The sequence below is a fragment of the Arthrobacter sp. 9MFCol3.1 genome (genome assembly GCF_000620385.1).
Lineage (GTDB): Bacteria > Actinomycetota > Actinomycetes > Actinomycetales > Micrococcaceae > Arthrobacter.
The window spans coordinates 198,501-224,159 of the sequence record NZ_JIBJ01000005.1 but is presented as its reverse complement, the minus strand read 5'-3'; the positions used below and the strand labels follow the sequence as shown (position 1 = coordinate 224,159).

Below are 25,659 nucleotides of genomic sequence, written 5' to 3'. Positions count from 1 at the left end.
GACATGAAAATTGGAATCCTCACCAGCGGCGGAGACTGCCCCGGCCTGAACGCCGTCATCCGTGGCGCCGTCCTCAAAGGAATCGCAGTCCACGGCCAGCAGTTCGTAGGATTCAAGGATGGCTGGCGCGGCGTCGTCGAGGGCGACATCGTGGAGATTCCCCGCACCATGGTCCGCGGCATCGCCAAGCAGGGCGGCACCATCCTCGGCACGTCCCGCACCAACCCGTTTGAGAACGGCGGCGGCCCCGAGGTCATCAAAGCCAACATGGACCGGCTCGGGATCGACGCCATCATCGCCATCGGCGGCGAGGGCACCCTGGCCGCCGCGAAGCGGCTCACGGACGCCGGTCTCAAGATCGTGGGCGTGCCCAAGACGGTGGACAACGATCTCGACGCCACGGACTACACCTTCGGCTTCGACACGGCCGTGGAAATCGCCACCGAGGCAATCGACCGGTTGCGCACCACCGGAGAGTCCCACCACCGCTGCATGATTGCCGAAGTCATGGGACGGCATGTGGGCTGGATCGCCCTGCACGCCGGCATGGCCTCGGGCGCCCACGCCATCCTGATCCCGGAGCAGAAGGCCTCCATGGAACAGATCGCCGAGTGGGTCGTCTCCGCCCACGACCGTGGCCGTGCCCCGCTGCTCGTCGTCGCCGAGGGGTTCGTGCCCGAGGGCCAGGAATCCCCGCACTCGGAGCGCGGCCTCGACACCTTTGGCCGCCCCCGCCTCGGCGGCATCGCCGAAATGCTTGCGCCCGAGCTCGAGGCACGCACCGGCATCGAGACCCGCGCGACGGTCCTTGGCCACATCCAGCGCGGTGGCGTCCCGACGGCGTTCGACCGCGTCCTGGCCACCCGCCTGGGCATGGCCGCCATCGACTCGGTGGTGGAGAAGCGCTGGGGCACCATGGTCTCGCTGCACGGCACGGATATTGTGCACGTCGGTTTCGACGCCGCTCTCGGCAACCTCAAGTCCGTTCCGCAGAGCCGTTACGACGAGGCCGCCGTCCTCTTTGGCTAGGCAGGCCGGCGGCGGGGGCCCCGGATCAGGCCCGGCCCCGCAGGCAGGAGTGCGGACTGCCGGCCCGCGCGGCCGGAAGCCCGGCCGCGGTGGGTAGGGTTGATTTATGACTCTTGAGCCCGGTTCCGCCGAAATTGTCCAGCTCGCATGGGCGCGCCGCTTGGGGTTCGACGACGGCGCCTTCGCGGCCGCCGCCGGCGTGCGGCTCACCCGGGCGGACGAGGCAGCCCGGTCCCTGCAGTTCGTCCGCCTGTTCGGCAACTCCGCCCTGGTGGGCCCGCAATGGGCGCTGGACGCCGCCGACGGTCTCTCCGACGAGGAACTGGCCCAGCACGTCACCCTGCTGACCATCACCCGCGGACACGGGGGCCACGGGCTCGGCGCCGCCGCACTCTTCTTCGCCGACGACCTCCCCCTGCAGCAGCCCTCCGGGGAACTGACGGTCTCGCACGGGAACCCGGAAGCGATCGAACTGGAGACGTTCTGCCCTCCAGATGACGTCAACGAGGTGGGCCTCGCCGACCTTGAACACCGCTTCACCGTCCTGCATCTGGAAGACGGGCGCCGGACACCGGTGGCCTGCGGGGCGTATGCCGAATGGGAAGGGCTCCTGGCCCATATGGGCGTGCTGGTTGCGCCCGAATGGCGGCGCCATGGCCTGGGCAAGCTGGCCGCCTCGATAGCCGCCCACGAGGCCCTCGCCGCCGGCCTGACGCTGCAGTGGCGTTCAGAAGTCAGCAACAAGGGCTCGCTGGCGCTGGCCCGGAGCCTGGGATTCTCCGCGGGCGGCATCCAGACCAGCGTGCTGCTGGGCTGATCCGGATGCCGCCAGGCTAGCCGCGTTCCGCGGCGGCCTTGTCTGTGTCTGCCGTAGCCGGGTCTGCCGTGCCCGGGGCTGCTTTGCCCGCGTCTGCTGTGCCCGTTCCCGCAGCCGCGGCGGAGCCGGGTTCGCCCCAACCCTGGACCGGCTTGGGCTTGGCGAAGAAGAGCGCCACGGCTGCGCCGAGCAGGATGACCGCCGCCGGCAGCAGGATGGATTGGCCCATCGCCGTCGAGAACCCCTCCTGGAGCTCCGCGGGCAGGGCGCCGCCGAAGCCCATCGGGCTGGCGTCTGCGCCTGCTCCGGGCCGGGCGGGGAGCTCGGCCGCCAACCGCGCCTGGATGAGGACGGCGATGGCGGCGCTGCCGAGCACGGCGCCGATCTGGCGGGTCGTGTTGTAGACGCCCGAGCCGGCGCCGGCCTGCCGCGGCGGCAGGTTCCGCGTGACCGTGGAGCTCAGCGGCGCCCAAATGCCCGCATTGGCGAAGCCCAGCACTGCGCTCGGCAGCAGGAACAGCCAGATGGCGGTATCCGGGTGCATGAGCAGGGCGTTCCAGAACAGCGCCACCGACATCAGGACCAGGCCGGCCGCGGTGATGAATTTCGGGTTCACCCTGTCGATGATCCGGCCGACGACGGGGGCGAGGCCGCCCGAGATCAGCGCCATCGGCACCATCATGAGCGCCGACTGGGTGGGCGTCAGGCCTCGGACGATCTGGTAGTAGAAGATCAGCGGCAGGCTGAACGCGGTGACGGTGAAGCCCACCGTGGTGATGGCAATGTTTGCGAGCGAGAAGTTCCGGTCCTTGAAAAGGGACAGGGGCAGCAGCGGTTCACCCGTGTTGAACCGCTGCCACAGGACAAAGACCACCAGCACGGCGATGCCGCTGATGATCAGGCCCCAGACGGTGATGGGGCCGGCGATGGTGCCCCAGTCGTACGTCTCGCCCTCCTGGATGCCGAAGACCAGGAGGAACAGGCCGAGGGCGCTGAGCAGCACACCGGGAATATCGAACTTGTGCGGGTGGGTGGTCAGCGAAGGGACGAAACGCTGGGCGAGGATGAAGCCGACAATCCCGACGGGAACGTTGATGAAGAAGATCCATTCCCAGCCGAGGCCGTCCACCAGCACGCCGCCGAGGATCGGGCCAACCAGCGTGGCGACGCCCGCCGTGGCACCCCAGATGCCCATGGCCGCGCCGCGGCGGTCCGGGGGAAAGATCCGGGTAATGACGGCCATGGTCTGCGGCGTCATCATGGCGGCGCCGAGGCCCTGGACCACACGGGCCGCGATGAGGATCTCGACGCTGCCGGAGAGGCCGCACCACAGCGATGCCATGGTGAAGACGACGAGCCCGGAGAGGTAGAGCTTCTTTGGTCCGAAACGGTCCCCCAGCCGGCCTGTGATGAGCAGCGGCACGGCATAGGCGAGCAGGTAGGCGCTGGTCACCCAGATCACCGAGTTGATGTCAGTGTTGAGGCCCTCCATGATGCTGGGGTTGGCCACCGAGACGATGGTGGTGTCGATCAGGATCATGAAGAAGCCGATCACCAGGGACCAGAGTGCCGGCCATGGCCGGGCTACGTTTTCCATGCGGTTCCTTAGGGGCTGGTGTGAAACGGTGGATGGGCTGTGTGTGCGGGCGGCCGGGTCCCGGCCGGGGGTCCTGCGCGGGGTCACCACGGCAGTTCGCCGGAGCGGAGCTGGTCCTGAAGGCTGCGGATCCAGGCGATTTCGGCGCGCAGCGTGCTCTGCTGGAACTGGACGTCGATCCAGTACTTGCGCTCCACGCCCTTCTTCGCGAGCAGTTCCTCGCCGGAGACCAGGAAATCGAGTTGCTCCTGCAACGCCTGAAGGCGCCGGTCGAGGAGTTCGACGACGACGCCGGCGGGCAGGTTGTAGGCCTCGGAGATGGCCAGCGGGAAGGCCGGGTATTCGTTGACCGGGGCGGCGAGCATGTCCTGCAGCCACTTCGTGAACGCTTCGCGGCCGGCAGCCGAGATGGTGTATGTCGTGCGCTCCGGACGGTTGCCTCCCCGGTCCGTTCCCGTCGCTGCGACCAGCCCCTGTTCTTCGAGCCGCCCGACGGCGTGATAGAGCGTTCCCGGCCGGACCTTGACCAGCCGGTCCTCGTGCCGTGCGATCAGGAGCTGGTACATCTCGTAGGGATGCATCGGTTCTTCCACGAGCAGGGAAAGTGCGGCGACACCCAGGGGTGTCAAGGCGGTTGCCCGGGCCATGGTGCAGTCCTTTTCGGTCTAAGAGTGTCCTTTTCGGACTAAACGGCGGTTACTCCACTGAAGATTATTCCACGTGGAGTATTTGGCGGCAATCCTCCCGGCCCCGGGCGGGCCGGGCAACGGTTCCGGCCCAGGTTTGGTCAGCCGAGGAGGGCCAGGATGTCCGTCCGGGCGAACATCTGCGCGGCGGCCCGCGCGGTGGGGGTGCCGGCGTCAGGGTCGGCCCCGGCCTGCAGCAGTTCCCGGGCCACGTCTGTGTAGCCCTTGAAGACAGCACCGGCCAGCGGGGTCTGGCCGCGGTCGTTCGGCGTGTTGGCGTCGCCGCCGTGGTCCAGGATCAGCCGGACAGTGCCCGCGTGGCCGTGGTAGGCCGCCAGCATCACCAGCGAGTCGCCGGAGGAAGTGGTCAGCGTGGCCGGGGCGCCGGCGGCCAGGTAGCTGCCCAGCAGCGCAGAGTTGCCCTCGCGGGCCGCGTCGAAGAGCGCGTGGGCCAGCGCGAGTGTCTCGTCGTCGGGCGCGGCGCCACCGCCGCTCATCGGGTGCCCCGCAGGAAGCCGGTCTGGCGTCCCACCACTTGGCCGGCGTCGGGGGCCACAATGACTTCCTGGGCCGCGGAGTAGGGCTCGTCGCCGTCCACGACGGTCAGGACCTCGTCCGGGGCGACGGAGCGTTTGATCACGGCCAGGGCCACGGGGCCCATCTCGTAGTGCTGCGCCACGGAGGTCACGGCGCCCACCTTGCGCTCGCCCGCACGCACCTCGCTGCCGGCCGAGGGCAGGGTGTGCTGGGAACCATCGAGCTGGAGGAACACGAGACGGCGCGGCGGGTGGCCCAGGTTGTGGACGCGCGCAATCGTCTCCTGGCCCTTGTAGCAGCCCTTGGCCAGGTGCACGGCAGTGCGCAGGAGATCGAGCTCATGCGGGATGGTCTTGTCGTCCGTTTCCGCGCCCCACCGGGGCCGCCACGCCGCAATCCGCAGCGCCTCGGACGCCATGGTGCCGGCGAGGGCACGCTCGCCCACGGTCGCGACCAGCTCGTCCGCCGGGACCAGGTACTCAAACCACGGCCGTTCCAGTCCTGGATGGGCGTCCTCGCCCACCACCGCGTAGGAGTAGCCGCCGGCACCGACGTGCGGCCACGGGTCTTCCCAGGCCTGCAGCGCCGCCCATTCCGGGATGCGGTGGGTGGAGCCGAGTACGGCCCAGTCCGCGGAGACATCCGCGATTTCGACCCGGAGCATGAACTTCATCTTGTTGAGCCATTCGGCGAGCGGGGCCGCCTCGGCCGCCTCGACAATCAGCCAGGTGGTCGCGCCGTCGTCCACCACCCGGGCGTCGAATTCGATCCGGCCCTGCACGCTCAGCAACAGCAGTTCGGTGGACTGGCCCGGGGCCAGGGAAGTGAGCTGCTGGGAGGAGAGGGTGTTGAGCCAGCTCAGGCGGTCCGGGCCGCTGACCGTGACCACGCCGCGGTGTGAGAGATCGACGACGGCGGTGCCGGCGGCCAGCGCCCGCTGCTCCCGGAGCGGCTCGCCGTAGTGGGCGGCGACGCCGGCGTCGGCGCCGCCGGCCTCAACCGCGGCCGGGCGCGACAACAGGGGGCTTTTGATAGTCATATTGAAAGGAACGTCCTTAGCTCTGTGCGTATTCCGGCCCCACTGCGGGGCAGGCCGGCCCTAGCGGTATTCCGGATTTTCGAAGTCGAAGCGGGTGCCGGCTTTCCAGGCGTCGGGCAGGTTTCCGTAGGCGGGAATGCCGCCCGCGTCCTTGAGCATCCGCGCCAGGTGCAGCATGTTCCAGGTCATGAAGGTGGTGTTGCGGTTGGTGAAATCGCTCTCCGGCCCCCCGGACCCCTCGTCAAGGTAGCTCGGTCCTGGCCCGACGGGGCCGATCCAGCCGGCGTCGGCCTGCGGCGGAATGATGAAGCCGATGTGCTGGAGGCTGTACAGGACGTTCATGGCGCAGTGCTTGATGCCGTCCTCATTGCCGGTGATGAGGCAGCCGCCCACCTTCGGATAGTAGGCCCACTGGCCCTTCGCGTTCAGCTGCCCGGAGTGGGCGTAGAGGCGCTCGATGAGCTTCTTGGTCTGCGAGGAGTTGTCCCCCAGCCAGATGGGCCCGGCGACGACGACGATGTCCGCTTCCTGGACAGCCGGGTAGAGTTCCGGCCATTCATCGGTGGCCCAGCCGTGTTCGCGCATGTCCGGATAGACGCCGCTGGCGATGTCGTGGTCCACCGTGCGGATCACGCGGGTGGTGACGCCCTGCTTCTCCATGATCCGGCGGCTGACCTCGATCAGGCCCTGGGTGTTGGACACGTCCGGGGACTTCTTGAGCGTGCCGTTGAAGAACACGGCTTTGAGGCCGGCGTAGCCGGCGTTACCGGGGGCTGTGCTGGCGGCTGTTGTGGTGACTGCGTCGTTCACGGCATTTCTCCTGGGTCGGTGCTGACAACGGAAAAATCAGTGAGACCTGGTAATTAGCCTACTTTGGCGAGGATGGCCGATGCGTGGGCCTCCAGGCCGCCGCCCGACGTCGAACTCTTGCCGGTGGCCACGTCCCAGCGCCACAGCAGGTTCCCTTCCACGAGCCCGAAGATCCGGGTGGCCGCCGTGTACTCCTTGGAGTGGCTGCCGCGCATCACCATGTCGGTGCTGAGCTGGATCTGGGGTCCCTTGATCTGGCCGTAGTACAGCTCCGAGATCCCGCCGGGGTGGGCGATGGAGACCGAGATGTCGAAACCGCCGTCGCTGTTGCGCAGGGCCTCCACCTCGTCGGCGCTCTTGAGCACCGGGACGATGTCCGCCGGGATCAGGCCGGGGCCGCCGTCCTCGTCACGCTGCTTACGTTCCAGCGCCCAGAAGCCGGTCTCGACGGTGAGGGGACGCAGCTTGGTGCCCTCGTCGTCGGTCAGCCAGCTCTCGGCCCGGTACTGCAGGTACGGCAGGCCGTTGTGCGTGAACGAGACGTGTTGCAGGAAGTGCTCGGAGTCCTCGTCCCCGGCCCCCAGCCGGCCGCTGCCCTCCCACTCACCAATGAGCCAGGACAGCGGAACGATTTCGGGGGTCAGATCAGTAGGGATTTCAATCGGCACAGCATCTACCTCTGGAAGCTACGGGGTCTGGAACGTGTTACTTCTGGCCTTTGAAGAGGCGGTACACGACAAAGCCGGCAAACCACGCCATGGACAGGCTGGCCACGCCAAGCAGGACAAGGAAAAAGATCTCATATGCAAGTACGGACATGATGCCATCCTAACGCTTAGTAGATGAGTAGTTTGTCTATGAAGTAGGCCAGGGAACCGACCGCAGACACCGGCCCGAGCCCCATGCCCACGGCCGCCAAAATATTCAGGCCCTCGCCGTTGAGGATGACGAGGCGGCGGAAACTCACCAGCACCGCCCCCACGACGACGCCGACGAGCGCGGCCGGCAGCACGGCGATGTCGGAGAACACCAGGCCGGCGAGCGGCCCGGCAAGGCCGGCGCTCACGATGCCCAGCGGCGCCACGATCCGGTCCGGCCAGCGGATCAGCCCCGCCAGCAGGGCGATCGCCGCGCTGATGGCCGCCACGAGGATCATTTCGCGGACCCCGTTGAAGCGCGAACTCGCAATCCAGCCGGCGCCGAGGCAGGAGAGCAGGACACCCGCGCACGAGCCCAGGGTGGATTCGAGGCGCTGGGCCTGGCCGGTGCCCCGGATCAGCTGCATGACGAAGATTGCTATGACCCCGACGGCCATGAACGACGGCGTCCAGTCCAGGAAGCCGGGAGCCGGGAGATACGTCGCAGCCACCGCCGACCCCACACCGGGCAGGCCAATCAGGACCGCGAGGGTCTTCTTGGCGGGGATGCCGAGAAAGTAGGGCCAGCCGATACCGATGCCTGCGGCGGCGAGCGCCGCGACTGCCAGGAGGACCTCCGGCGAGGAATAGGCGCCGGCGACAATAGCCGCGAGACCTGCCAGGCCGATGATCCCGACGCTCCACGGCTTCACTGTCTGCTCGCCATCGGCAGACCCACCATGGCCAGACCTTCGCTCACTGCGGACCCCAATTCGACTCGGCTCAATTTCGACGGGCCGCGGGCCCTGACGGTTCAATCCTGCCCTATGTGACCGGTATGTGTCGCAAAAGGAGGGGCTGGAGGTGACGGGACCATGGCCGGAATGGGGCCTTTAGGTATACTCAGCATCAGCAACAAGACGCTCAATGATGCGCGGACACCCCTTGGAGGAACAATGTCGCACATCCTGCTATTGACGAACAGCACGGGAACATCCGTGGACGTCCTGCCTGCTCTGGAACTGCTGAACCACCGGGTGCACATCCTTCCGGCCGAGCCCACTGCCCTGCTCGAGACCGACCCCTGCGACATCGTCCTGCTGGATGCCCGCAAGGACCTGGTCGGCGCACGTTCCCTCACCCAGCTGCTCAAGGCCACCGGCCTCAGCGCCCCGTTGATGCTGATCCTCACCGAGGGCGGCATGGCCGCGGTCTCCTCGGCGTGGGCCGTGGACGACATCCTCCTGGAATCCGCGGGCCCGGCAGAAGTTGAAGCCAGGATCCGGCTCGGGATCGCGCGCGCCGTCCCGGAGAAAGAGGACGTGCCGACCGAAATCCGGGCCGCCGGCGTCGTGATTGACGAGGCCAGCTACACCGCACGGGTCAACGGCGCCGCGCTCAACCTGACCTTCAAGGAATTTGAACTGCTGAAATACCTGGCCCAGCACCCCGGCCGGGTATTCACCCGCCAGCAGCTGCTGACCGAAGTCTGGGGCTACGACTACTACGGCGGCACCCGCACCGTGGATGTCCACGTCCGGCGGCTGCGGGCCAAACTGGGCGCCGACCACGAGAACCTGATCAGCACCGTCCGCAACGTCGGCTACCGCCTGACCCTGGTCCGCCAGCCCGAGGACGAACTCACCGAGGCCTGAGCGCACTGCGGCCGCCAGGACGCGGCAGCGCCGGTAAGCAGGCGCCGGTGCCCGAAGCACTGAACGCAGAAAGCCCCGGACTCTGGAATCCAGAGTCCGGGGCTTTCTTGGTGCACCGATCCCTCGGCACGGAACTTCTCAGTATTTATCAGTACTTCTCAGTACTTCTGAGTGGAGGACATACGGGTCGAACGTATCGAGGCCACCCCAGTGGTGGATCCCCCTCGCATCTGGCTCAACGCCGGACGAGAAACGACTATACGCGGCCGTCCGGAGTTCAACAAAATCGGCCGCCGACCGCCATGCACCCGATAGCCTTGCACCATGAGCCCTGCGCACCCGGAAAACTGGCCCGTACACACTGTCAAAGGAACCGTGGACGGCGCGCTGCTGCGGGACGTCGCTGCCCTTGTCGCCGCGGCGGAAGAGTCGGACGGCAATCCGCCACTGTCCGAACAGACCCTTGTCACGCTGCGCGCCGCCGATGCGGGCGAGCACTCGGTGCTTGCCCTCGCCCTCTACGCCCCGGACGAGAAGTCGGATCCGGCGACGGCGCAGGACCTCGCCGGCGTCGCCGTCGTCATCGAGGGGCCCGACGGCACCGGGGTCCTGGAGGTCGCCGTCCACCCCAGCTATCGCAACCAGGGCGTGGGCGACCGCCTGGTGGGCGAACTGAAAAGCGTCCGCGGCTTCGCCGGCCTGAAAGCCTGGTCCCATGGAAACCACCAGGCCGCGGCCGACCTCGCAGCCCGCTACGGCTACGGCGCCGTCCGTGAGCTGTGGAAAATGCGGCTGATGACAGCAGCGGCGGCCCTGCCGGAGGTCCACCTCCCGGAGGGCGTACAGCTCCGCGCCTTCGTGCCCGGCCGGGATGAGGACGCCTGGCTGGCCGCCAACAAGGCCGCCTTCGCCCACCACCCGGAGCAGGGCAACATGACGCGGGCCGATCTGGACGCCCGCATGGCCGAACCGTGGTTTGATCCCGCAGGCTTCCTGCTGGCCGTCGACCCGGCGGACCGGCTCCTGGGATTCCATTGGACCAAGGTGCACCCCCGGCACGGCGATCACCCCGCCATGGGCGAGGTCTATGTGGTGGGCGTGACCCCGGATGCCCAGGGCTCCGGGCTGGGCAAGGCCCTCACGGTCGCCGGCATCCGTCATCTGCAGGGCCTGGGGCTCCGCGCCGTCATGCTCTACGTCGACGCCGACAACACCCCCGCCGTCGCCCTCTACCGCCGGCTCGGATTCACCCGCTGGGATGTCGATGTGATGTACGCGCCGCTGCCGCAGCCGCAAACACCGGCCGCCGCTCCCGCGCCGGACGGCGTTAGTCAAGTCGGCGGATGACCGCCCCGACCGGGCCGAAATCTGGGGTCATCCGGCCATGATTGCTTGTAAGGTTGAAGCTACATCGCGCCAGCATTGAGGAGACACCATGCCACGGGATACCGCCCGGACATCCACGTCTGAACCAGCAACGCCGGAAAAGGGGGCGCGTCCGGTACGTGCCCGCTTTGGCTCCTCCGAAGTGCCGGCCTCACGCGCCACGCAGGACCGGATCGACATTCCGGAGTTCGCGCCGAACCTGGAGCCGGAAGGCGACATCAGCCCCGACCGGTTCCTGGACCGGGAACTGAGCTGGCTTGCCTTCAACGCCCGGGTCCTGGAATTGGCCGAGGACCCCAACCTGTACCTGCTGGAGCGGGTCAGCTTCCTGTCCATCTTCGCCTCCAACCTGGACGAGTTCTTCATGGTCCGGGTGGCCGGACTGAAGCGGCGGATCGCGACGGGGCTTGCCGTCCCCTCCCCCGCCGGGCTGAGCCCGATGCAGGTCCTGGAGCAGATCGGCGAGGAGGCCCACCGGCTGCAGCAGCGCCACGCCCGGGTCTACGCCGAACAGATCCGCCCGGCGCTGGCCTATGAGCACATCCACCTGATGCACTGGGAGGAACTCGACTCGCAGGCCAAGGACCAGCTCAGCGCCATGTTCGCGGAAAAGGTCTTCCCGATCCTGACCCCGCTGGCCGTGGACCCGGCGCACCCGTTCCCCTACATCTCCGGGCTGTCCCTGAACCTGGCCGTGGTGGTCCGCAACCCGGTCAGCGACAAGGAGCTCTTCGCCCGCGTCAAGGTCCCTGACCAGCTCCCGCGCCTGATTTCCATCGACGGCGCCCGCGCCGGCTCCGTTCCCGGGCGGGTGGCACGGTTCATCGCGCTCGAAGAAGTGATCGCCGTGCACCTGGACCAGCTGTTCGCCGGCATGGAGGTCCTGGAACACCACATCTTCCGCGTGACCCGCAACGAGGACGTCGAGGTTGAAGAGGACGACGCCGAAAACCTGCTGCAGGCCTTGGAGAAGGAACTCCTGCGCCGCCGGTTCGGCCCGCCCGTCCGGCTTGAGGTCACCAATGACATCAACCCGAACATCCGTGCCCTGCTGATCCGCGAGCTCGGCGTCGAGGAATCCGAGGTCTACTCCGTCCCGGCGCCGCTGGACCTGCGCGGGCTCTCGGTGATTGCCGGGATCGACCGGGCGGACCTGCACTACCCCAAGCACGTCCCGCACACCTCGCGCTACCTCAACGAATCGGAAACGTCCAAGGCGGCCAACGTCTTTGCCGCCATGCGGCGCCGGGACATCCTCCTGCACCACCCGTACGACTCCTTCTCCACGTCCGTCCAGGCGTTCCTGGAACAGGCGGCCGCGGACCCCAAAGTCCAGGCCATCAAGCAGACCCTGTACCGCACCTCCGGTGACTCCCCGATTGTCGATGCGCTGATCGACGCCGCCGAGGCCGGCAAGCAGGTCCTGGCGCTCGTGGAGATCAAGGCGCGCTTTGACGAGCAGGCGAACATCTCCTGGGCCCGGAAACTGGAACAGGCCGGCGTCCATGTGGTGTACGGCATCGTGGGGCTCAAGACCCACTGCAAGCTCTCCCTCGTGGTCCGCCAGGAAGTGGACGGCCTGCGCCGCTACTGCCACATCGGCACCGGCAACTACCACCCCCGCACGGCCCGCTACTACGAGGACCTGGGCCTGCTGACGGCGAACGAACAGGTCGGCGAGGACCTGTCCAAGCTGTTCAACCAGCTCTCCGGCTACGCGCCGAAGTCCACGTTCAAGAGGCTGCTCGTGGCGCCGCGCTCGGTCCGTTCCGGGCTGATCGACAGGATCGAAACCGAGATCAGGAACGCCCGGGCCGGCATCCCCGCCCGTGTCCAGATCAAGGTCAATTCGATGGTGGACGAGGCCATCATCGATTCCCTGTACCGCGCGTCCCAGGCCGGGGTGCAGGTGGACGTCATTGTCCGCGGCATCTGCTCCCTGCGGCCCGGCGTTCCCGGGCTGAGCGAGAACATCACGGTCCGCTCCGTGCTGGGCCGCTTCCTGGAGCACTCCCGCGTCTTCGCCTTCGCAAATGGCGGCGACCCGGTGGTCTACATCGGCTCGGCCGACATGATGCACCGCAACCTCGACCGCCGGGTGGAGGCCCTCGTGCAGCTGACGAGCGGCGACGACACGACTTATGTCCTGGACTTGCTCAACCGCTACATGGTGCCCGAAACCGCCAGCTGGCATTTGGACAAGCAGGGCGAATGGACCCGCCACCACCTGGCGGAAGACGGCCAGGACCTCAAGGACGTGCAGTCCTGGCTGCTCGCCTCCCGCTCGCGCCAGCGCTCGACCAGCCTGCGGTAGGGATCGTGAGTGTGAGCAGCGATGCACTGGTTGCGGACCAGGCTGACCAACCCGGCGAAGAGGTTTCCGTCACGGCGGCGGGCGCCATCCCGTGGCGCCTCAATTCGGTAAACAAGGACCAGCTCGAGGTCCTGCTGATCCACCGTCCGCGGTATGACGACTGGTCCTGGCCGAAGGGCAAAATCGACCCCGGCGAGACCATCCCGGAGTGCGCCGTGCGCGAGGTCGAGGAGGAGATCGGGCTCTCCGCTCCGCTGGGGATCCCGCTTCCGCCCATCCACTACCACGTGGCGGCGGGGCTGAAGGTGGTCCACTACTGGGCGGTCGACGTCGACGGCGCCGTCTTGATACCGGACGGCACCGAAGTCGACAGCGTCATGTGGTGCCCGCCCGAGAAGGCCGCCCGCCTGCTGAGCAACCCGGGTGACATCGAACCGCTGCAGCACCTGGTGAACGCCCACGACCGCGGGGAGCTGGAGACCTGGCCGCTGCTGATCGTGCGCCACGCCAAGGCCAAGCCCCGCTCCTCCTGGACCAAGGCCGAGGGCGACCGCCCGCTGGCCGCCACCGGCATGCGGCAGGCGCAGGCGGTGGGGCGGCTCCTGCAGGCGTGGAAGCCCGCGCGGATCGTTTCAAGCCCGTGGCTGCGGTGCGTGGCCACCATCGCACCCTACGCCAAGGCGGCCGACGCCAAGGTCAAGCTCAACGAGGCCCTTACCGAGCACCGGCACGGCCGCAGCCCGCACAAGACGGCAGCGGTCGTCGAGGGGCTGTTCGACAAGCAGCGGGCCGTGGCGCTGTGTACGCACCGCCCGGCCCTGCCGACCGTCCTGAAGCAGCTGGCAAAACACATGAGCTCCCGGCTGCGGGATCTGCTGCCGTCCTCGGACCCGTTCCTGGCGCCGGGCGAGATTGTGGTCTGCCACGTCGCGCGCGGCAGCAAGAAAAAAGTGGTTGCCGTAGAGCGGTTCAAGCCGTTCGACGACTAAGGTCCTTGACCCCCGGGTCCCCAAGCCTGGTTTGTATCAATAGCTTGGTACATTGCTGCTGAATCTTGGGGGATTCCATGCCGGTCCTGTGGAACGTGCCGCCGGTACTGCTGCTCGGCCCGGCGATCGCCGCCCTGCTGGTCTACGCGGTTCTGCATTGCGGAAGCCCGTGCTGCCGGGCTCGACGACGCGGCACTGCTGGCGGTCCTCCGGGCGAGGCAGGGACAGTCACACAAATAAGGAGAGCCGGCGAGTTCTCAGTAGACTGGAACGGTGAGCATCCCTACGCCCTATGAAGACCTCCTGCGCGACGTCCTCGAGCACGGCACGCACAAATCGGACCGCACCGGCACCGGCACCCTCAGCGTTTTTGGCCGCCAGCTCCGCTTTGACCTGAGCAAGAGCTTCCCGCTCATCACCACCAAGCGGGTGCACTTCAAGTCCGTGGCCGTGGAGCTGCTCTGGTTCCTCCGCGGCGACACGAACGTCAAATGGATGCAGGACCAGGGCGTCACCATCTGGGACGAATGGGCCGACGCCGACGGCGAACTCGGTCCCGTCTACGGGGTCCAGTGGCGTTCCTGGCCCACGCCCGACGGCGGCCACATCGACCAGATCGCCGAACTCATCGAGAACCTGAAGTCCAACCCGGACTCGCGCCGGCACATCGTCTCGGCCTGGAACGTCTCCGAACTCAAGGACATGGCCCTGCCCCCGTGCCACGCGTTCTTCCAGTTCTACGTGGCCGACGGCAAGCTCTCCTGCCAGTTGTACCAGCGGTCGGCGGATACGTTCCTGGGCGTGCCGTTCAACATCGCGTCCTACGCCCTGCTGACACGCATGATCGCGCAGCAGACCGGCCTGGAACCGGGCGAATTCGTCTGGACGGGCGGGGATGTGCACATTTATGACAACCACATGGACCAGGTCCTCAAGCAGCTCGCCCGCGAGCCCTACGACTACCCCCAGCTGAACATCACCCGCAAGCCGGACTCCATCTTCGACTACACCCTCGAGGACTTCGAGGTGGTCGGCTACCGGCACCACCCGACGATTAAGGCCCCGATAGCCGTATGAGCAACGAAAACACCCCGCACCTGCAGCCCGGCGACTTCACCGAGCAACTCCGCGCGTCCACCACCGGCCTCGGGCTGGTCTGGGCCCAGACCAGCACCGGGGTGATCGGCAAGGCCGGCGCCATGCCGTGGCACCTGCCCGAGGACCTGTCGCACTTCAGCCGCCTCACCACCGGCCACCCGGTCATCATGGGACGCAAGACCTGGGAGTCATTCCCGGACAAGTACCGCCCGCTGCCCGGCCGGACGAACATCGTCATCACCCGCCAGGCCACCTGGCGGGACACCCCGGGCGCGGCGGGCGCCGTCGCGGTCGCCTCGCTCGATGACGCCCTGCTTGAATCCCAGTTCGTGGCCGGCCACGAGACCGTGTGGATCATTGGCGGCGGCGAAATCTTTGCCCAGGCCCTGGACCTTGCCGACGTCGCCGTCGTCACCACCATCGACACCACCGCCGAAGGGGACACCTTCGCTCCCGACCTCGGCTACGACTGGACCGCCTCCGCCAGCCTCCCGGCCAACGGCTGGCTGACCTCCGCCAACGGCACCCGCTACCGGATCACCCTGTGGCGCCGGACGGAGGCCAAGTAATGCTCCGCAAACCCGAAACACTCTTTGTCCTGGGGTACATGCTCCTGCCCCTGCTCGCCCTGCTCTCGGCGATCGTGGGGCTGACCATGATCCTGGGCGGCAACAAGATCCTCGGGGCGATCGTGCTGGTGGTGGTGACCCAGGTCTTCACGTTCGGGGCGGTCTTCGCGCTGCGCCGGCGCAAGGCGGCGCTGCTGGAAGAGCCGCGCGGCGACTAGAACGCGTGACGTAACCGACTGCGCCCGGGCGCCGGTGAAGTCTAAACTGGGCCCATGACTACAGCAGCTACCCCGTCCGTCGGCCTGGTCGGTTGGCGTGGCATGGTCGGTTCCGTCCTGATGCAGCGCATGCAGGACGAGGGCGACTTCGCCAACATCAACCCGGTCTTCTTCTCCACCTCGAACGCGGGCGGTGCCGCACCGGCCATAGCCGGCGCCGCTGCGGGCGCAGCCGGCAAGCTCGAGGACGCGTTCGACCTCGAGACGCTGGCGAAGCTGCCCATTATTGTCACCGCCCAGGGCGGGGACTACACCAAACAGGTCCACGGCGAGCTCCGCAGCCGCGGCTGGGACGGCCTCTGGATCGACGCCGCCTCCACGCTGCGCATGAATGAGGACTCCATCATCGTGCTGGACCCCATCAACCGGGACGTCATCGACGCCGGCCTCTCCGGCGGGGTGAAGGACTACATCGGCGGCAATTGCACCGTGTCCTGCATGCTGATGGGCCTGGGCGGGCTGTTCAAGAACGACCTCGTCGAATGGGGCACGTCCATGACGTACCAGGCGGCGTCCGGCGGCGGGGCGCGCCACATGCGTGAACTGCTGAACCAGTTCGGCAGCCTCAACGCCGAGGTGAGCACCGAACTGGACGACCCGGCGTCGGCGATCCTGGAGATCGACCGGAAGGTCCTGGCGCACCAGCGCACCGGCATCGACGCCACACAGTTCGGCGTCCCGCTCGCCGGTTCGCTGATCCCCTGGATCGACGCGGACCTCGGCAACGGCCAGTCCAAGGAGGAATGGAAGGCCGGGGTGGAGACGAACAAGATCCTTGGCACCTCCGCCGGGAACCGCGTGATCATGGACGGCCTGTGCGTCCGGATCGGTGCGATGCGCTCGCACTCCCAGGCCCTGACACTGAAGCTGCGCGAGGACCTCTCGGTCGCCGAGATCGAGAAGCTCGTGGACGCAGACAACCAGTGGGCCCGCGTGGTGCCGAACACCAAGGAAGCCTCGATGGCCGAGCTCACGCCCGTGGCGGCATCGGGAACCCTGGACATTCCGGTGGGCCGGATCCGCAAGCTTGAGATGGGCCCGCAGTACATCAGCGCGTTCACGGTGGGCGACCAGCTGCTGTGGGGCGCCGCGGAACCGCTGCGGCGCATGCTCCGCATCGCGACCGGAAACCTCTAGGGAACCGTAGGTCGGACGCTCAGACACGTCTTCGGGCGGCCGTTAGGTCGCCCGTTCAGGCGCCCAGGAATCTGCGGTACTTCGCGGCCTGCAGCCCAAAGGATTTTTGGGCGGCAGGCCGCAGCCCGTTAACGGCGTCGAAGGGTTCGGGCACGACGCCGGCTCCCCGGCCGCCCGGCGGCCCGACCCAGGTGCCGATCACGCCGCCGCCGGCCACGATGGTCTTCTTGAACACGCCGTTGCCGCCAGGGACGATCTTGTCGGCGTGCTCCGGCGGCAGCACGAGGGACCGGTCCGCGTAGCCGAGCAGGAATTCGTCGAACCCCGGCAGCGCCAGAACCGTGCGCTGACCGGGGACGCCGTCGTCGAGCAGCGCGGCTGTCTCTGGAGAGAGCCAGTAGCTGGTCCCCTCAAACTCCAGCTCCGCCAGCTGGTCCGACACCCGGGCCAGGGCAGCCCGGGTTTCCGTCAGCGGAATGCCGGCCCACCAGGCAAAATCACGTTCCGTGGCGGGGCCGTGGCTGCGAAAGTAGCGCAGCAGCCACTCGGCGATGCCGTCCGGGCGGTCCAGGGTCCGCGACTCGGTGATCCAGTCGCCGAACGCCACGACCAGTTGCTGGTTGCCTGACAGCGGCCCCTGCACCAGCAAACCCCGCTGGCACAGGACCCCGAGCAGATGGATGCCGCGCTGGCCCGCGGTGGACTGCCCGGCCCGTTCGAAGGCCTCGAACAGCTCCGCCCGGCTGGCCGCCCCCGCGGAGACCAGCCGCAACGCGGACCCCGCCGCGGCGTCCACGTCCGTGTCAGTGATCTCGAGCTCCCGGTGGCGCCGGGCCAGGCCCTGGATCAGCCGGTCCGAGGTGGTGGCCAGCATCCATTTCAAGTCCTCGGGCGCCAGCACGTGCAAGGTGCCGCGCATCGGCCACGAACGGACGATCTCCGCCCGGTCCAGGGCGCCGCGGACGTCCGCGGCGCGGGAACCCGGCACCCGCTGGCCGACGGCCCAGAGAACGGCCTGCAGGTCCTGGGCCTGCATCGCTGTCATGCCGCGGACGGCTTCCGGGACGGACTGAAACCCTGGTCCCAGCAGTCCCTGGGCGGCCAGCCGCAACCTGCCGATGATCCCGGGGGTAAGCCGGCGGACGCCCGTCACTGCTGCCATGGAACCATGGTAAGTCGCGTGCGCTGGCTGTCGGGTTGTTGCCCGGCTGCTCCCAGCCGCCATCCAGCAGGCTTCCCTACCCTTGAATCATGACTATGAGTGAGGTGTGGCCGCTGCTTCGGCCCCTGTGCCGGAAGCTGGCCCTGCTGGGCTGGGCCTCCAGCGCCGTCGGCATGGCTGCCGGGCTCGCCGTCGCCATCGCCAGCGGTACCCGGCTTTCGCCCATGATGAGCACCCTGCAATTGGTGGCCACGTTGTCCATGGCTTTGTCCGTGGCCAGCTTCGTCACGGCTGCGGCGCTGCAGCCGCGGGCACGGTCTCGGGCACGGTCTCAGGAACGGGTGCAGGCGGCCGTGAAGCACGGAAGGATCGCCCCGCAGGGCCGGGAGCTCCAGCTCGACTACGGCAGCGAATTTCCGGCCACCGTACAGGCCTTCCTGCTCGGCTCCCTGGCATTCCTCGCCGGCGCCGTGGCATTTGCGTGCGCCGGACTGGTGCTGCAAAGCGGGCCCAGCGTCCAGTCCGTGGCATTCTGCCAGGTCTTCCTGCTCGGGGCCGCGGCCTCCGGGTTTACCTTCATGCTTTTCAGCAAGGTGGCCCCCCGCCACACGGAACCGTAGCCGGGGCGCTGAGGCGCCCCACCGGCGGTGGCCCGGCCTGCGGCCGTTTTCCTGGGGCCGGTCGTTCCCTAGAGATCGACGCCGATCAGCAGCGGCTCCGGGTGCAGCTCAATGCCGAAACGTTCGACGACGCCGTGGCGGACCTCCCGCGCGACGGCCAGCATGTCCGCCGCGCTCGCCCCTCCCCGGTTGGTGATGGCGAGGGTGTGCTTGGTGGACAGCGAGGCCCGGCCGCCCGAGACGCTCTCCGGGTCCAGGCCGAAGCCCTTGGCGAACCCGGCCTGGTCGATCAGCCAGGCCGCCGAGAGCTTGGTCAGCCCGTCCGCACCGGCGGGGTATCGCGGGGCCTCCTGCGGCAGCCGTGCAGCGACGTCCTCGGCCACGATCGGGTTCGTGAAAAAGGATCCCGTGGAGTAGGTGTCACGGTCGTTCGCGTCCCAGACCATGCCCTTGGACGCCCGGAGCCGCAGCACTTCGCGGCGGACGTCGGTGGAGTAGGCCCGCCGGCCCTGCTCGACGCCGAGCACCCGGGCGAGTTCGGCGTAGCGGACCGGGGCGCTCATCCGGCCGAGCGGGAGCTGGAATTCCACGGTGAGCACCACGTAGCGCGGTGAGCCGTTGACGGTGGTCTGCTTCAGGATGGAGTCTCGGTAGCCGAACTTGAGTTCGGAATTCGTGAAGGTCTTCACCGCGTTGCGTTCCCGGTCCCAGGTGCGCACCGCGGCGATCGTCTGGGAGACGTCGGCCCCGTAGGCGCCAACGTTCTGCACGGGGGTGGCGCCCGTGGCGCCGGGGATCCCGGAGAGCGCCTCGACGCCGGACCAGGCATGCTTCACGGCGTGTTCAACGAAGGCGTCCCAGTTGTGGCCGGCCTGGACCACCACTGCCACGCCGCCGCAGGAGTCCTCGGCGTCCACGGTGAAACCCTCCGAGGCGATCTTCAGCACCGTGCCGGGGAACCCGTCGTCGGACACCAGCAGGTTGGAGCCGCCCCCGATGATCAGCAGGGACTCGCCGGCGGCGTCCGCCGTGCGCACGGCGTCGATAATCCCGGCCTCGCTGCGGGCCTCGATGTAGCTGCCGGCAGGGCCGCCGACGGCGGAGGTGGTCAGGGCGGAGAGCTGGATCTGGGTCACCTGACCAGCCTAGCCGGGATCATCCGCTCGCCTAAGCCGGTGCCGGCTGCCTTGGCTAGCTGTACTGTCCCGGCACGGGCGCGGGCGCGGGGAGTTTGCGGGTCACTGGGGAGAGCAGGAAGCTGACGGTCAGCATCACCATGACGGCCAGCAGCGAGTGGAGGATCCCGACGTGCTCGGCGAGCAGACCCAGCAGCGGCGGCCCGCACAGGAACGCTCCGTAGCCGATCGTGGACACCACGGACACCCGTGCGGCGGCCTTGACGGGATCGTCGGCTGCGGCGGACATGCCGACCGGGAACCCCAGCGAGGCGCCGAGTCCCCAGATGGCCAGGGCCACGTAGGCCAGCCACGGTACCGGGGCGAAGACGAACAGGCCGAGGCCCAGAACCGCCAGCGCGGCGCACCAGCGCATCACCGGGACCCGGCCGAAGCGGTCCAGGACCAGGGTGCCGGCGAAGCGGCCGATGGTCATGAAGGTGACGAACAGCCCGTACCCGGCGGCTCCGGCGGCGTCGGTCTGGCCGTGGCCGTCGGCCAGCGCCAGCGCCACCCAGTCCCCCGCCGCTCCTTCGGCCAGGGCCAGTCCGAGGACCAGCACGCCCAGCAGCAGTGTGCGCCGGTCACGCCAGGCCTGGGCGATGAGGCGTTTGTTGTCCAGCGGCGGCTCCGGGACCGCGTCAGTCTGCCGGACGATCGGGATGGGCCCGGTGGAGGGGTCCTCGAAGGTATCTGTCCCGGATGCCTTGAAGGGCTGCTCCCCCTCGATTGGCGTGATGTCCGCCCGGAACCAGGCCGCCGCGGTGGTCACCGAGCCGGCCACCAGCAGGCCCGCCGCGGCCAGGTGCAGGAAGACGGGAATCCCGGCTGCGGCAGCCCAGGCTCCCAGCCCGGCGCCCGCCACTGTGCCCAGGCTGAAGGAACCGTGCAGCCGGGGCATGATGTGCCGCCGGACGGCGCGTTCCACCGCAGCCCCTTCGACATTGGACGCGGTGTTCCAGCTGGCGGTGCCCAGCCCGATAATGGCCAGTCCCGCGGCCACGGCCACCGGGCTGGCGAGCACGGAGGTGCCGAAGCCTGCCAGCGCCAGCCCGAACCCGACCATGATGCTGCCGATCCGGATGGTGCGCTTGGAACCCAGGCGAAGGACGATCAGGCCTGAGGCGGACACGGACACGAAGGATCCCGCCGTCATGCAGAGCAGGAGCAGCCCGATTGTGCCCGGGGTCAGGTCCAGGCCGTCGCGGATGGCCGGCAGCCGGGACACCCACGTGGAAAAGGCGATACCGCTCGCGGCGTAGGCGACCACCACGGCGTTCCGCCAGTGCGTGATCTCGGCGGGCGGGACGAAAACTTCCTTGGTCACTGCCGCGAGATTCCCAGAAACGGCATGGGCTAGGCCAGCCTGACGACGGCCTGGGCCTTGACGAGGACCTTCTGGGCGGCCGAGACGACCGTGAGGTCGACGCGGGCGGTGCCGGCGTCGGCGTCGAGCGCCCCGATGGCCCCGCTGACCTCGATCACGGCACCGGCCTCCGGTGTCCCCGTCGTGTCAGCGACGGGCACCGGCTTGGTGAAGCGGGTCTGGAAGTCGACGACGGCGGCGGGATCGCCGGCCCAGTCGGTCACGAGCTGGACGGCCGCGCCCATGGTGAACATGCCGTGGGCGATCACGCCCGGCAGGCCGACGCCGGTGGCGAAGGCCTCGTTCCAGTGGATCGGGTTGAAGTCACCGGATGCGCCGGCGTACTTGACGAGGTCCGTGCGGGTGACGGTGATGCTGCGGCTGCCGATGTCCTGGCCGACCGTGAGTTCCGCGAACTTGGGAGCAAAAGATGCTGTGCTCATGGCTACTGTCCCTCTCCGCGGACCAGGATGGACGAGGTGGCGGTGGCGACCGGCTCCCGGACGCCGGCGGCGTCGGTGGCATCGCCGGAGGCAAGGGCGAAGATTTCCGAGCGGGTGGTGATCATCGCTCCGCCGCCCATGGCGCGGACGCCGTCGACGTGCAGTTCGGCGACCAGCCGGTCGCCCGCGACGATCGGGCGGTGGTGGGTGAACCGCTGGTCGGCGTGGACCACGCGGGAGAAGTCGATCCCGGATTCCGGATCCTCGATCAGCTGCGCGTCGGCGCGCTGCGCGACGATGATGGCGAAGGTCGGCGGCGCGACGAGGTCGCTGTGACCCAGCTCCTCGGCGGCGGCGACATCGAAGTGGGCGGGGTGGGTGGCCTTGACCGCGCGCGCGAACTCGCGGATCTTCTCGCGGCCGACGTCATACACCTCTGCGGCAGGGTAGCTGCGCCCCTGCAGGTCCGGATTGATTGTCATGGTTCCAGCCTATCGCCACACCCCGGGCCGTCCGGCTTCGTGACAGGGTGCGCGCCGGGGCCCGGGCGGTACTGGCGGGCGCTCCGGCGGGTCTTGACTCGAACGATATGATGAAAACATCAATCCATCAATCCGTACGGCCGCACTGTCCCTCCGGGCCGCGCCGCGAACGGATGCGAGAAAGTGTCCTCCTGCCATGATCTCCGCCGCGCAGACCCCCCTGTACGAAATCAAGGCCAATCTGTTCAAGGCCCTGGCCCACCCGGCCCGAATCCGGATCCTCGAGCTCCTGGCGGCCGCGCCGGACACTACGGCGCCGGTCAGTTACCTGCTCGCCGAGACGGGGCTGGAGCCCTCGCATCTGTCCCAGCATCTGGGGACGCTGCGCCGGCACGGTGTGGTGACCTCGGTCCGGACGGCGAATGTGGTGACCTACCGGCTGGCTCATCCCAAGATCAAGGAGCTGCTCGCGATCGCCCGGGTCTTCCTGCTGGACACCCTGGCCGGTTCCAGCGAACAGCTCCGGATAGCGCAGGAGCTGCCGGCAGGCCACCTCGACCGTGCGGGCGGCGTCGACAGCGCCGCCCCCCTCGACAACACAGCACCGTGAGCGCGGCGCAGGCAGCAGACCCGGCCACGACATCCCGCACGGCACGGGGACGCCTCGCCCGGTTTCTGCCGTCCCGCCGCGACTATGAGCTCTTGCGGTCCGCCTGGAAGACGGACCTGTTCGCCGGCATCACGGTGGGCATTGTGGCGCTCCCCCTGGCACTGGCCTTCGGGGTGAGTTCCGGCGTCGGGGCGGAGGCCGGACTGATCACCGCGGTGGTGGCGGGACTTGTTGCCGCCGTCATGGGCGGATCCAATGTCCAGGTCTCCGGCCCGACCGGCGCCATGGTGGTGGTCCTGGCCCCGGTGGTCGCCGCCCACGGCGTCGGCAGCATTGCCCTGGTCTCCGTAATGGCCGGGCTGCTCGTCATGATCCTGGGAGCCAGCGGGCTGGGCCGGGCCGTCGCGTTCATCCCGTGGCCGGTCGTGGAGGGTTTCACGCTCGGCATCGCCGCCATCATTTTCCTCCAGCAGGTTCCGCTGGCAACGGGCACCGAGGGAACGCCGGGTCACAACACTCTCCTGGCCGCCGTCGAGAGCGCGTCACAGGCCACGATGCCCACGGTGCTGCAGACGCTCGCGGTGGTGGCGGGCGTCGCGGCCGTGATGTACCTGCTGCCCAAGCTCAACAGGTCCCTGCCCGCGAGCCTGATTGCGGTGCTGCTCACCACCGCGGTGTCGGAGATGCTGGCGCTGGACATACCTCGGATCGGGGCGCTTCCGCACTCCCTGCCGGCGCCGTCGATGCCCTCGGTCGATCCGGCCGCGCTGGGCGGACTGCTGATGCCTGCCGTGTCCATCGCGACGCTCGCGGCCATCGAATCCCTGCTCTCGGCGCGGGTGGCCGCCGGCATGGTCGGCCCCGACGGCCGTCCGTCCGGCGCGTACAGCCCGGACCGGGAGCTCACCGGGCAGGGGCTGGCCTCGATCGCTGCCGGATTCTTCGGCGGCATGCCCGCGACCGGCGCGATCGCCCGGACCGCCGTGAACGTCCGTTCCGGGGCCAAGACCCGGCTCTCCGCGGTGGTGCACGCCCTGGTCCTGCTGGCCATCATCTACCTGGCGGCGGGGCTCGTCGGCAGGATCCCACTGGCGGCGCTGGCCGGCATCCTCATGGTCACTGCCACCCGCATGGTCTCGCGGCACACCGTGACGGCGATCCTGCGCTCCACCCGGGCCGACGCCGCGGTGTTCGTCATCACAGCCCTCATTACCGTCGCCTTCGATCTCATCGTGGCCATCCAGATCGGACTCGCCGCGGCAGCCGTGTTCACGCTGCGGACGTTCGCTTCCCTGAGCGGGGTCCGGCGCGAGGACATCCCGGGGCCGCCGGTTCCGGGCGACGAGCACATCGCAATCTTCCGGCTGGACGGGGCCATGTTCTTCGGCGCCGCGGAGCGGGTCCTGCAGGAGATCAGCCAGGTCAGGGACATCCAGGTGGCCATCATCCGGCTGTCCCAGCTGCGGATGCTGGACGCCACCGGCGCCCACATGCTCGTCGAGGTGGTCTCCGCGCTGGAGCTGCGCCGGGTCACGGTCCTGCTCAAGGGGGTCCAGCCGCAGCATCTGGAGCTCGTGACCAATGTGGGGGTCATCCGCTCACTGCGGCATCACAAACACCTGTTCACATCCCTCCCGGACGCCGTGGAGCATGCCCGGAGCCATGTGGTGCGGAACGCGGCCGCTAGCGCTTGAGGTTCTTCCGGATCGCCTGGCCTCGGACCACAAGCCCGGCAATGTGCAGGATCAGGCCCAGCCCGATCACTGCCAGTGAGGCGAGGGCCAGCGCCTGGTTGCCGGTGCTGTTGCCCACCACGCTGAGGATGATGCCGACGCCGATCAGGCCCATGGCGCCGAAGACCAGCACCTTGTAGGCGGTTGACGCGGTGGCCCAGAATTCATTCAGCACCGTGCCAGTCTACCGGGGCGGGCGGGCAACGCCGCGAGCCGCACAATTCCTGGCGACACTCACATTGCCTGGCGACGCCGGAATCCGGGCGCGTCCGGTAGATTGCGCGTCACGGGGTAATTCCGGCGTCAGAACAGGGATTCCTGCACGGCCGGGACGTCCGAGCCGTGGTCACCGAGTTCGATCACCCGGGCCTTGAGTTGGCCCAGGTTCACCACGAATTCCAGTCCGCTCCCATCCAGCGTCGCGACCGCTATGCCGCCGCTCAGCGAGTCGATCCGGAATCCGTGCGCTCCGGCCCCCAGGTCGTGCGGATAGGCATGCCGGGCGGCCGGGGCGCAGGCCTTCGCGGAGAGTTCCGGCCGGACCCACCGCTCATCCACCACCGCGAAGCCCTCCCCGCCGGCACCGGCGAGCAGGGTCCGGACCTCCCCCGCCAGCCGTCCGTTCAGGGCGTCGAGGTCGACGGCGGCTGCCGGGGCGAGCAGCGCAGCGGCCTTGGCGGCAGCACGGACCTGCTGCGGCAGCCCGGCCTCGCGCGTGATCATGTCCTCAAGGAGACGGACCACGCGGCCATCCTCGGCACGGGCAACGTAGCGGGCGACGACGGCGCCCTGCTCGGCGAGCCGGTTCCATTTGCGCGGGTGCGACGCGGTGCCGACCTTGCTGGCCCCGTTGGCGAAGGTGGCGACGTAGAGCCAGTGCGGCTGCATCAGGTACGCCCGAAGGCCCGGCGGGACCCGGCCGCCGCGGTGGAAGTCGTGGATCAGCCGGGAATCGTCCAGGACGAAGCACCGCCCGCACTGGCTGCCCCTGGCGGCGGCGGCCCGGTCAGGGCACAGGACGTGGTCCCGGTCCGCGGGCCCGTGCACCAAGTGATGCCCAAGGCAATGTTTCCCCGCGGCGGCGAGCCGGAAACCGAGGCGGGTGCCGGCGTCGAGCGGCAGTGCGGTGATGGCGCCGTCCGGGTCCTGCAGGCGCATCGCCGGAGGCCTGGGCCCGGGCGCCGGAGCGGGCCCTGCCGCTGCGGCGGGCCCGGGCGCCGGAGAATCCCAAAAGACCCCGTGCACCAGATAGCGGGTATCGGCCACGGGG

General features: G+C 68.7%; 27 protein-coding genes. 13 read left to right on the top strand and 14 right to left on the bottom strand.

The annotated features are described in order from the left end of the window. The first annotated feature begins 3 nt into the window (after positions 1-3). Complete coding sequence (locus C560_RS0106275; RefSeq protein WP_018773638.1) at positions 4-1,029, top strand: 6-phosphofructokinase; 1,026 nt, start codon at positions 4-6, stop codon at positions 1,027-1,029. 106 nt (positions 1,030-1,135) lie between these two features. Then, positions 1,136-1,846 carry a GNAT family N-acetyltransferase gene (locus tag C560_RS0106270; RefSeq protein WP_026537554.1) on the top strand — a complete coding sequence of 237 codons (711 nt, stop codon included), beginning with the start codon at positions 1,136-1,138 and terminating at the stop codon, positions 1,844-1,846. Positions 1,847-1,862: 16 nt separating this feature from the next. On the opposite strand, the gene C560_RS0106265 is transcribed toward C560_RS0106270, so the two are convergent. From C560_RS0106265 to C560_RS0106230, 7 genes are all read right to left on the bottom strand, one after another. Next, entirely contained in the window at positions 1,863-3,443 is a 1,581-nt protein-coding gene (locus C560_RS0106265; RefSeq protein WP_026537553.1) for an MFS transporter, read from the bottom strand. A gap of 83 nt (positions 3,444-3,526) precedes the next feature. Further along, positions 3,527-4,090, bottom strand: coding sequence for a PadR family transcriptional regulator (locus tag C560_RS0106260; protein WP_018773635.1), 564 nt, complete (start codon positions 4,088-4,090; stop codon positions 3,527-3,529). A gap of 140 nt (positions 4,091-4,230) precedes the next feature. Continuing rightward, positions 4,231-4,626, bottom strand: coding sequence for an ankyrin repeat domain-containing protein (locus tag C560_RS0106255; RefSeq protein ID WP_026537552.1), 396 nt, complete (start codon positions 4,624-4,626; stop codon positions 4,231-4,233). Then, positions 4,623-5,705, bottom strand: coding sequence for a CAF17-like 4Fe-4S cluster assembly/insertion protein YgfZ (gene ygfZ, locus C560_RS0106250; protein WP_026537551.1), 1,083 nt, complete (start codon positions 5,703-5,705; stop codon positions 4,623-4,625). Before ygfZ ends, C560_RS0106255 begins: the two co-directional genes overlap by 4 nt. A gap of 60 nt (positions 5,706-5,765) precedes the next feature. After that, entirely contained in the window at positions 5,766-6,515 is a 750-nt protein-coding gene (locus C560_RS0106245; RefSeq protein ID WP_026537550.1) for a flavodoxin family protein, read from the bottom strand. Between the two features lie 53 nt (positions 6,516-6,568). Continuing rightward, entirely contained in the window at positions 6,569-7,183 is a 615-nt protein-coding gene (locus C560_RS0106240) for an FABP family protein (protein ID WP_026537549.1), read from the bottom strand. 167 nt (positions 7,184-7,350) lie between these two features. Then, the gene (locus tag C560_RS0106230; RefSeq protein WP_018773629.1) at positions 7,351-8,085 is read right to left on the bottom strand and encodes a hypothetical protein; all 735 of its coding nucleotides are present in this window, start codon (positions 8,083-8,085) and stop codon (positions 7,351-7,353) included. Between the two features lie 243 nt (positions 8,086-8,328). On the opposite strand from C560_RS0106230, the gene C560_RS0106225 reads away from it, so the two are divergent. From C560_RS0106225 to asd, 8 genes are all read left to right on the top strand, one after another. Next, positions 8,329-9,027 (top strand): winged helix-turn-helix transcriptional regulator, encoded by a 699-nt coding sequence (locus C560_RS0106225; RefSeq protein ID WP_018773628.1) that lies wholly within the window; start codon positions 8,329-8,331, stop codon positions 9,025-9,027. 324 nt (positions 9,028-9,351) lie between these two features. After that, on the top strand, positions 9,352-10,374 hold the full coding sequence (gene mshD / locus C560_RS21360; protein WP_051533037.1) for a mycothiol synthase: 1,023 nt from the start codon (positions 9,352-9,354) through the stop codon (positions 10,372-10,374). Positions 10,375-10,462: 88 nt separating this feature from the next. Then, positions 10,463-12,727 (top strand): RNA degradosome polyphosphate kinase, encoded by a 2,265-nt coding sequence (locus C560_RS0106215; protein WP_026537548.1) that lies wholly within the window; start codon positions 10,463-10,465, stop codon positions 12,725-12,727. Positions 12,728-12,738: 11 nt separating this feature from the next. Next, positions 12,739-13,716 carry an NUDIX hydrolase gene (locus C560_RS0106210; RefSeq protein WP_026537547.1) on the top strand — a complete coding sequence of 326 codons (978 nt, stop codon included), beginning with the start codon at positions 12,739-12,741 and terminating at the stop codon, positions 13,714-13,716. 273 nt (positions 13,717-13,989) lie between these two features. After that, positions 13,990-14,793, top strand: a complete 804-nt coding sequence (locus C560_RS0106205; protein WP_018773624.1) for a thymidylate synthase — start codon at positions 13,990-13,992, stop codon at positions 14,791-14,793. Next, positions 14,790-15,383, top strand: a complete 594-nt coding sequence (locus C560_RS0106200) for a dihydrofolate reductase (protein WP_026537546.1) — start codon at positions 14,790-14,792, stop codon at positions 15,381-15,383. The genes C560_RS0106205 and C560_RS0106200 overlap by 4 nt, the downstream gene beginning before the upstream one ends. Beyond that, positions 15,383-15,601 (top strand): NF038396 family protein, encoded by a 219-nt coding sequence (locus tag C560_RS0106195; RefSeq protein ID WP_018773622.1) that lies wholly within the window; start codon positions 15,383-15,385, stop codon positions 15,599-15,601. The genes C560_RS0106200 and C560_RS0106195 overlap by 1 nt, the downstream gene beginning before the upstream one ends. Positions 15,602-15,655: 54 nt before the next feature. Further along, the gene (asd, locus tag C560_RS0106190) at positions 15,656-16,798 is read left to right on the top strand and encodes an aspartate-semialdehyde dehydrogenase (RefSeq protein ID WP_026537545.1); all 1,143 of its coding nucleotides are present in this window, start codon (positions 15,656-15,658) and stop codon (positions 16,796-16,798) included. 55 nt (positions 16,799-16,853) lie between these two features. Here asd and C560_RS0106185 read toward each other — a convergent pair whose 3' ends face one another. Further along, complete coding sequence (locus C560_RS0106185; protein ID WP_051533036.1) at positions 16,854-17,960, bottom strand: winged helix DNA-binding domain-containing protein; 1,107 nt, start codon at positions 17,958-17,960, stop codon at positions 16,854-16,856. Positions 17,961-18,049: 89 nt separating this feature from the next. Between C560_RS0106185 and C560_RS0106180 the strand changes: the two genes are divergently transcribed. Beyond that, entirely contained in the window at positions 18,050-18,580 is a 531-nt protein-coding gene (locus C560_RS0106180; protein WP_231494282.1) for a hypothetical protein, read from the top strand. Positions 18,581-18,648: 68 nt separating this feature from the next. On the opposite strand, the gene C560_RS0106175 is transcribed toward C560_RS0106180, so the two are convergent. Genes C560_RS0106175 through C560_RS0106160 form a run of 4 tightly spaced genes read right to left on the bottom strand, consistent with a single transcriptional unit; the run spans position 18,649 to position 22,046 of the window. Further along, entirely contained in the window at positions 18,649-19,716 is a 1,068-nt protein-coding gene (locus C560_RS0106175) for a UDP-N-acetylmuramate dehydrogenase (protein WP_026537542.1), read from the bottom strand. Between the two features lie 55 nt (positions 19,717-19,771). After that, the gene (locus C560_RS21355; RefSeq protein ID WP_043422664.1) at positions 19,772-21,082 is read right to left on the bottom strand and encodes an MFS transporter; all 1,311 of its coding nucleotides are present in this window, start codon (positions 21,080-21,082) and stop codon (positions 19,772-19,774) included. A 29-nt stretch (positions 21,083-21,111) separates the two neighbouring features. Next, positions 21,112-21,564 (bottom strand): MaoC family dehydratase, encoded by a 453-nt coding sequence (locus C560_RS0106165; RefSeq protein WP_018773616.1) that lies wholly within the window; start codon positions 21,562-21,564, stop codon positions 21,112-21,114. A 2-nt stretch (positions 21,565-21,566) separates the two neighbouring features. After that, positions 21,567-22,046, bottom strand: coding sequence for an FAS1-like dehydratase domain-containing protein (locus tag C560_RS0106160; protein ID WP_026537541.1), 480 nt, complete (start codon positions 22,044-22,046; stop codon positions 21,567-21,569). Positions 22,047-22,242: 196 nt separating this feature from the next. Here C560_RS0106160 and C560_RS0106155 point away from each other — a divergent pair, with 196 nt between their 5' ends. Next, complete coding sequence (locus tag C560_RS0106155; protein ID WP_026537540.1) at positions 22,243-22,656, top strand: ArsR/SmtB family transcription factor; 414 nt, start codon at positions 22,243-22,245, stop codon at positions 22,654-22,656. Beyond that, positions 22,653-24,350 carry a SulP family inorganic anion transporter gene (locus tag C560_RS0106150; RefSeq protein WP_026537539.1) on the top strand — a complete coding sequence of 566 codons (1,698 nt, stop codon included), beginning with the start codon at positions 22,653-22,655 and terminating at the stop codon, positions 24,348-24,350. The genes C560_RS0106155 and C560_RS0106150 overlap by 4 nt, the downstream gene beginning before the upstream one ends. Here C560_RS0106150 and C560_RS0106145 read toward each other — a convergent pair. Further along, on the bottom strand, positions 24,340-24,564 hold the full coding sequence (locus C560_RS0106145; protein ID WP_018773612.1) for a DUF3188 domain-containing protein: 225 nt from the start codon (positions 24,562-24,564) through the stop codon (positions 24,340-24,342). The two genes, C560_RS0106150 and C560_RS0106145, sit on opposite strands and share 11 nt — an antisense overlap. Before the next feature lie 128 nt (positions 24,565-24,692). Beyond that, the gene (locus C560_RS0106140; RefSeq protein ID WP_026537538.1) at positions 24,693-25,655 is read right to left on the bottom strand and encodes a DUF2797 domain-containing protein; all 963 of its coding nucleotides are present in this window, start codon (positions 25,653-25,655) and stop codon (positions 24,693-24,695) included. Between the last annotated feature and the right edge of the window lie 4 nt (positions 25,656-25,659).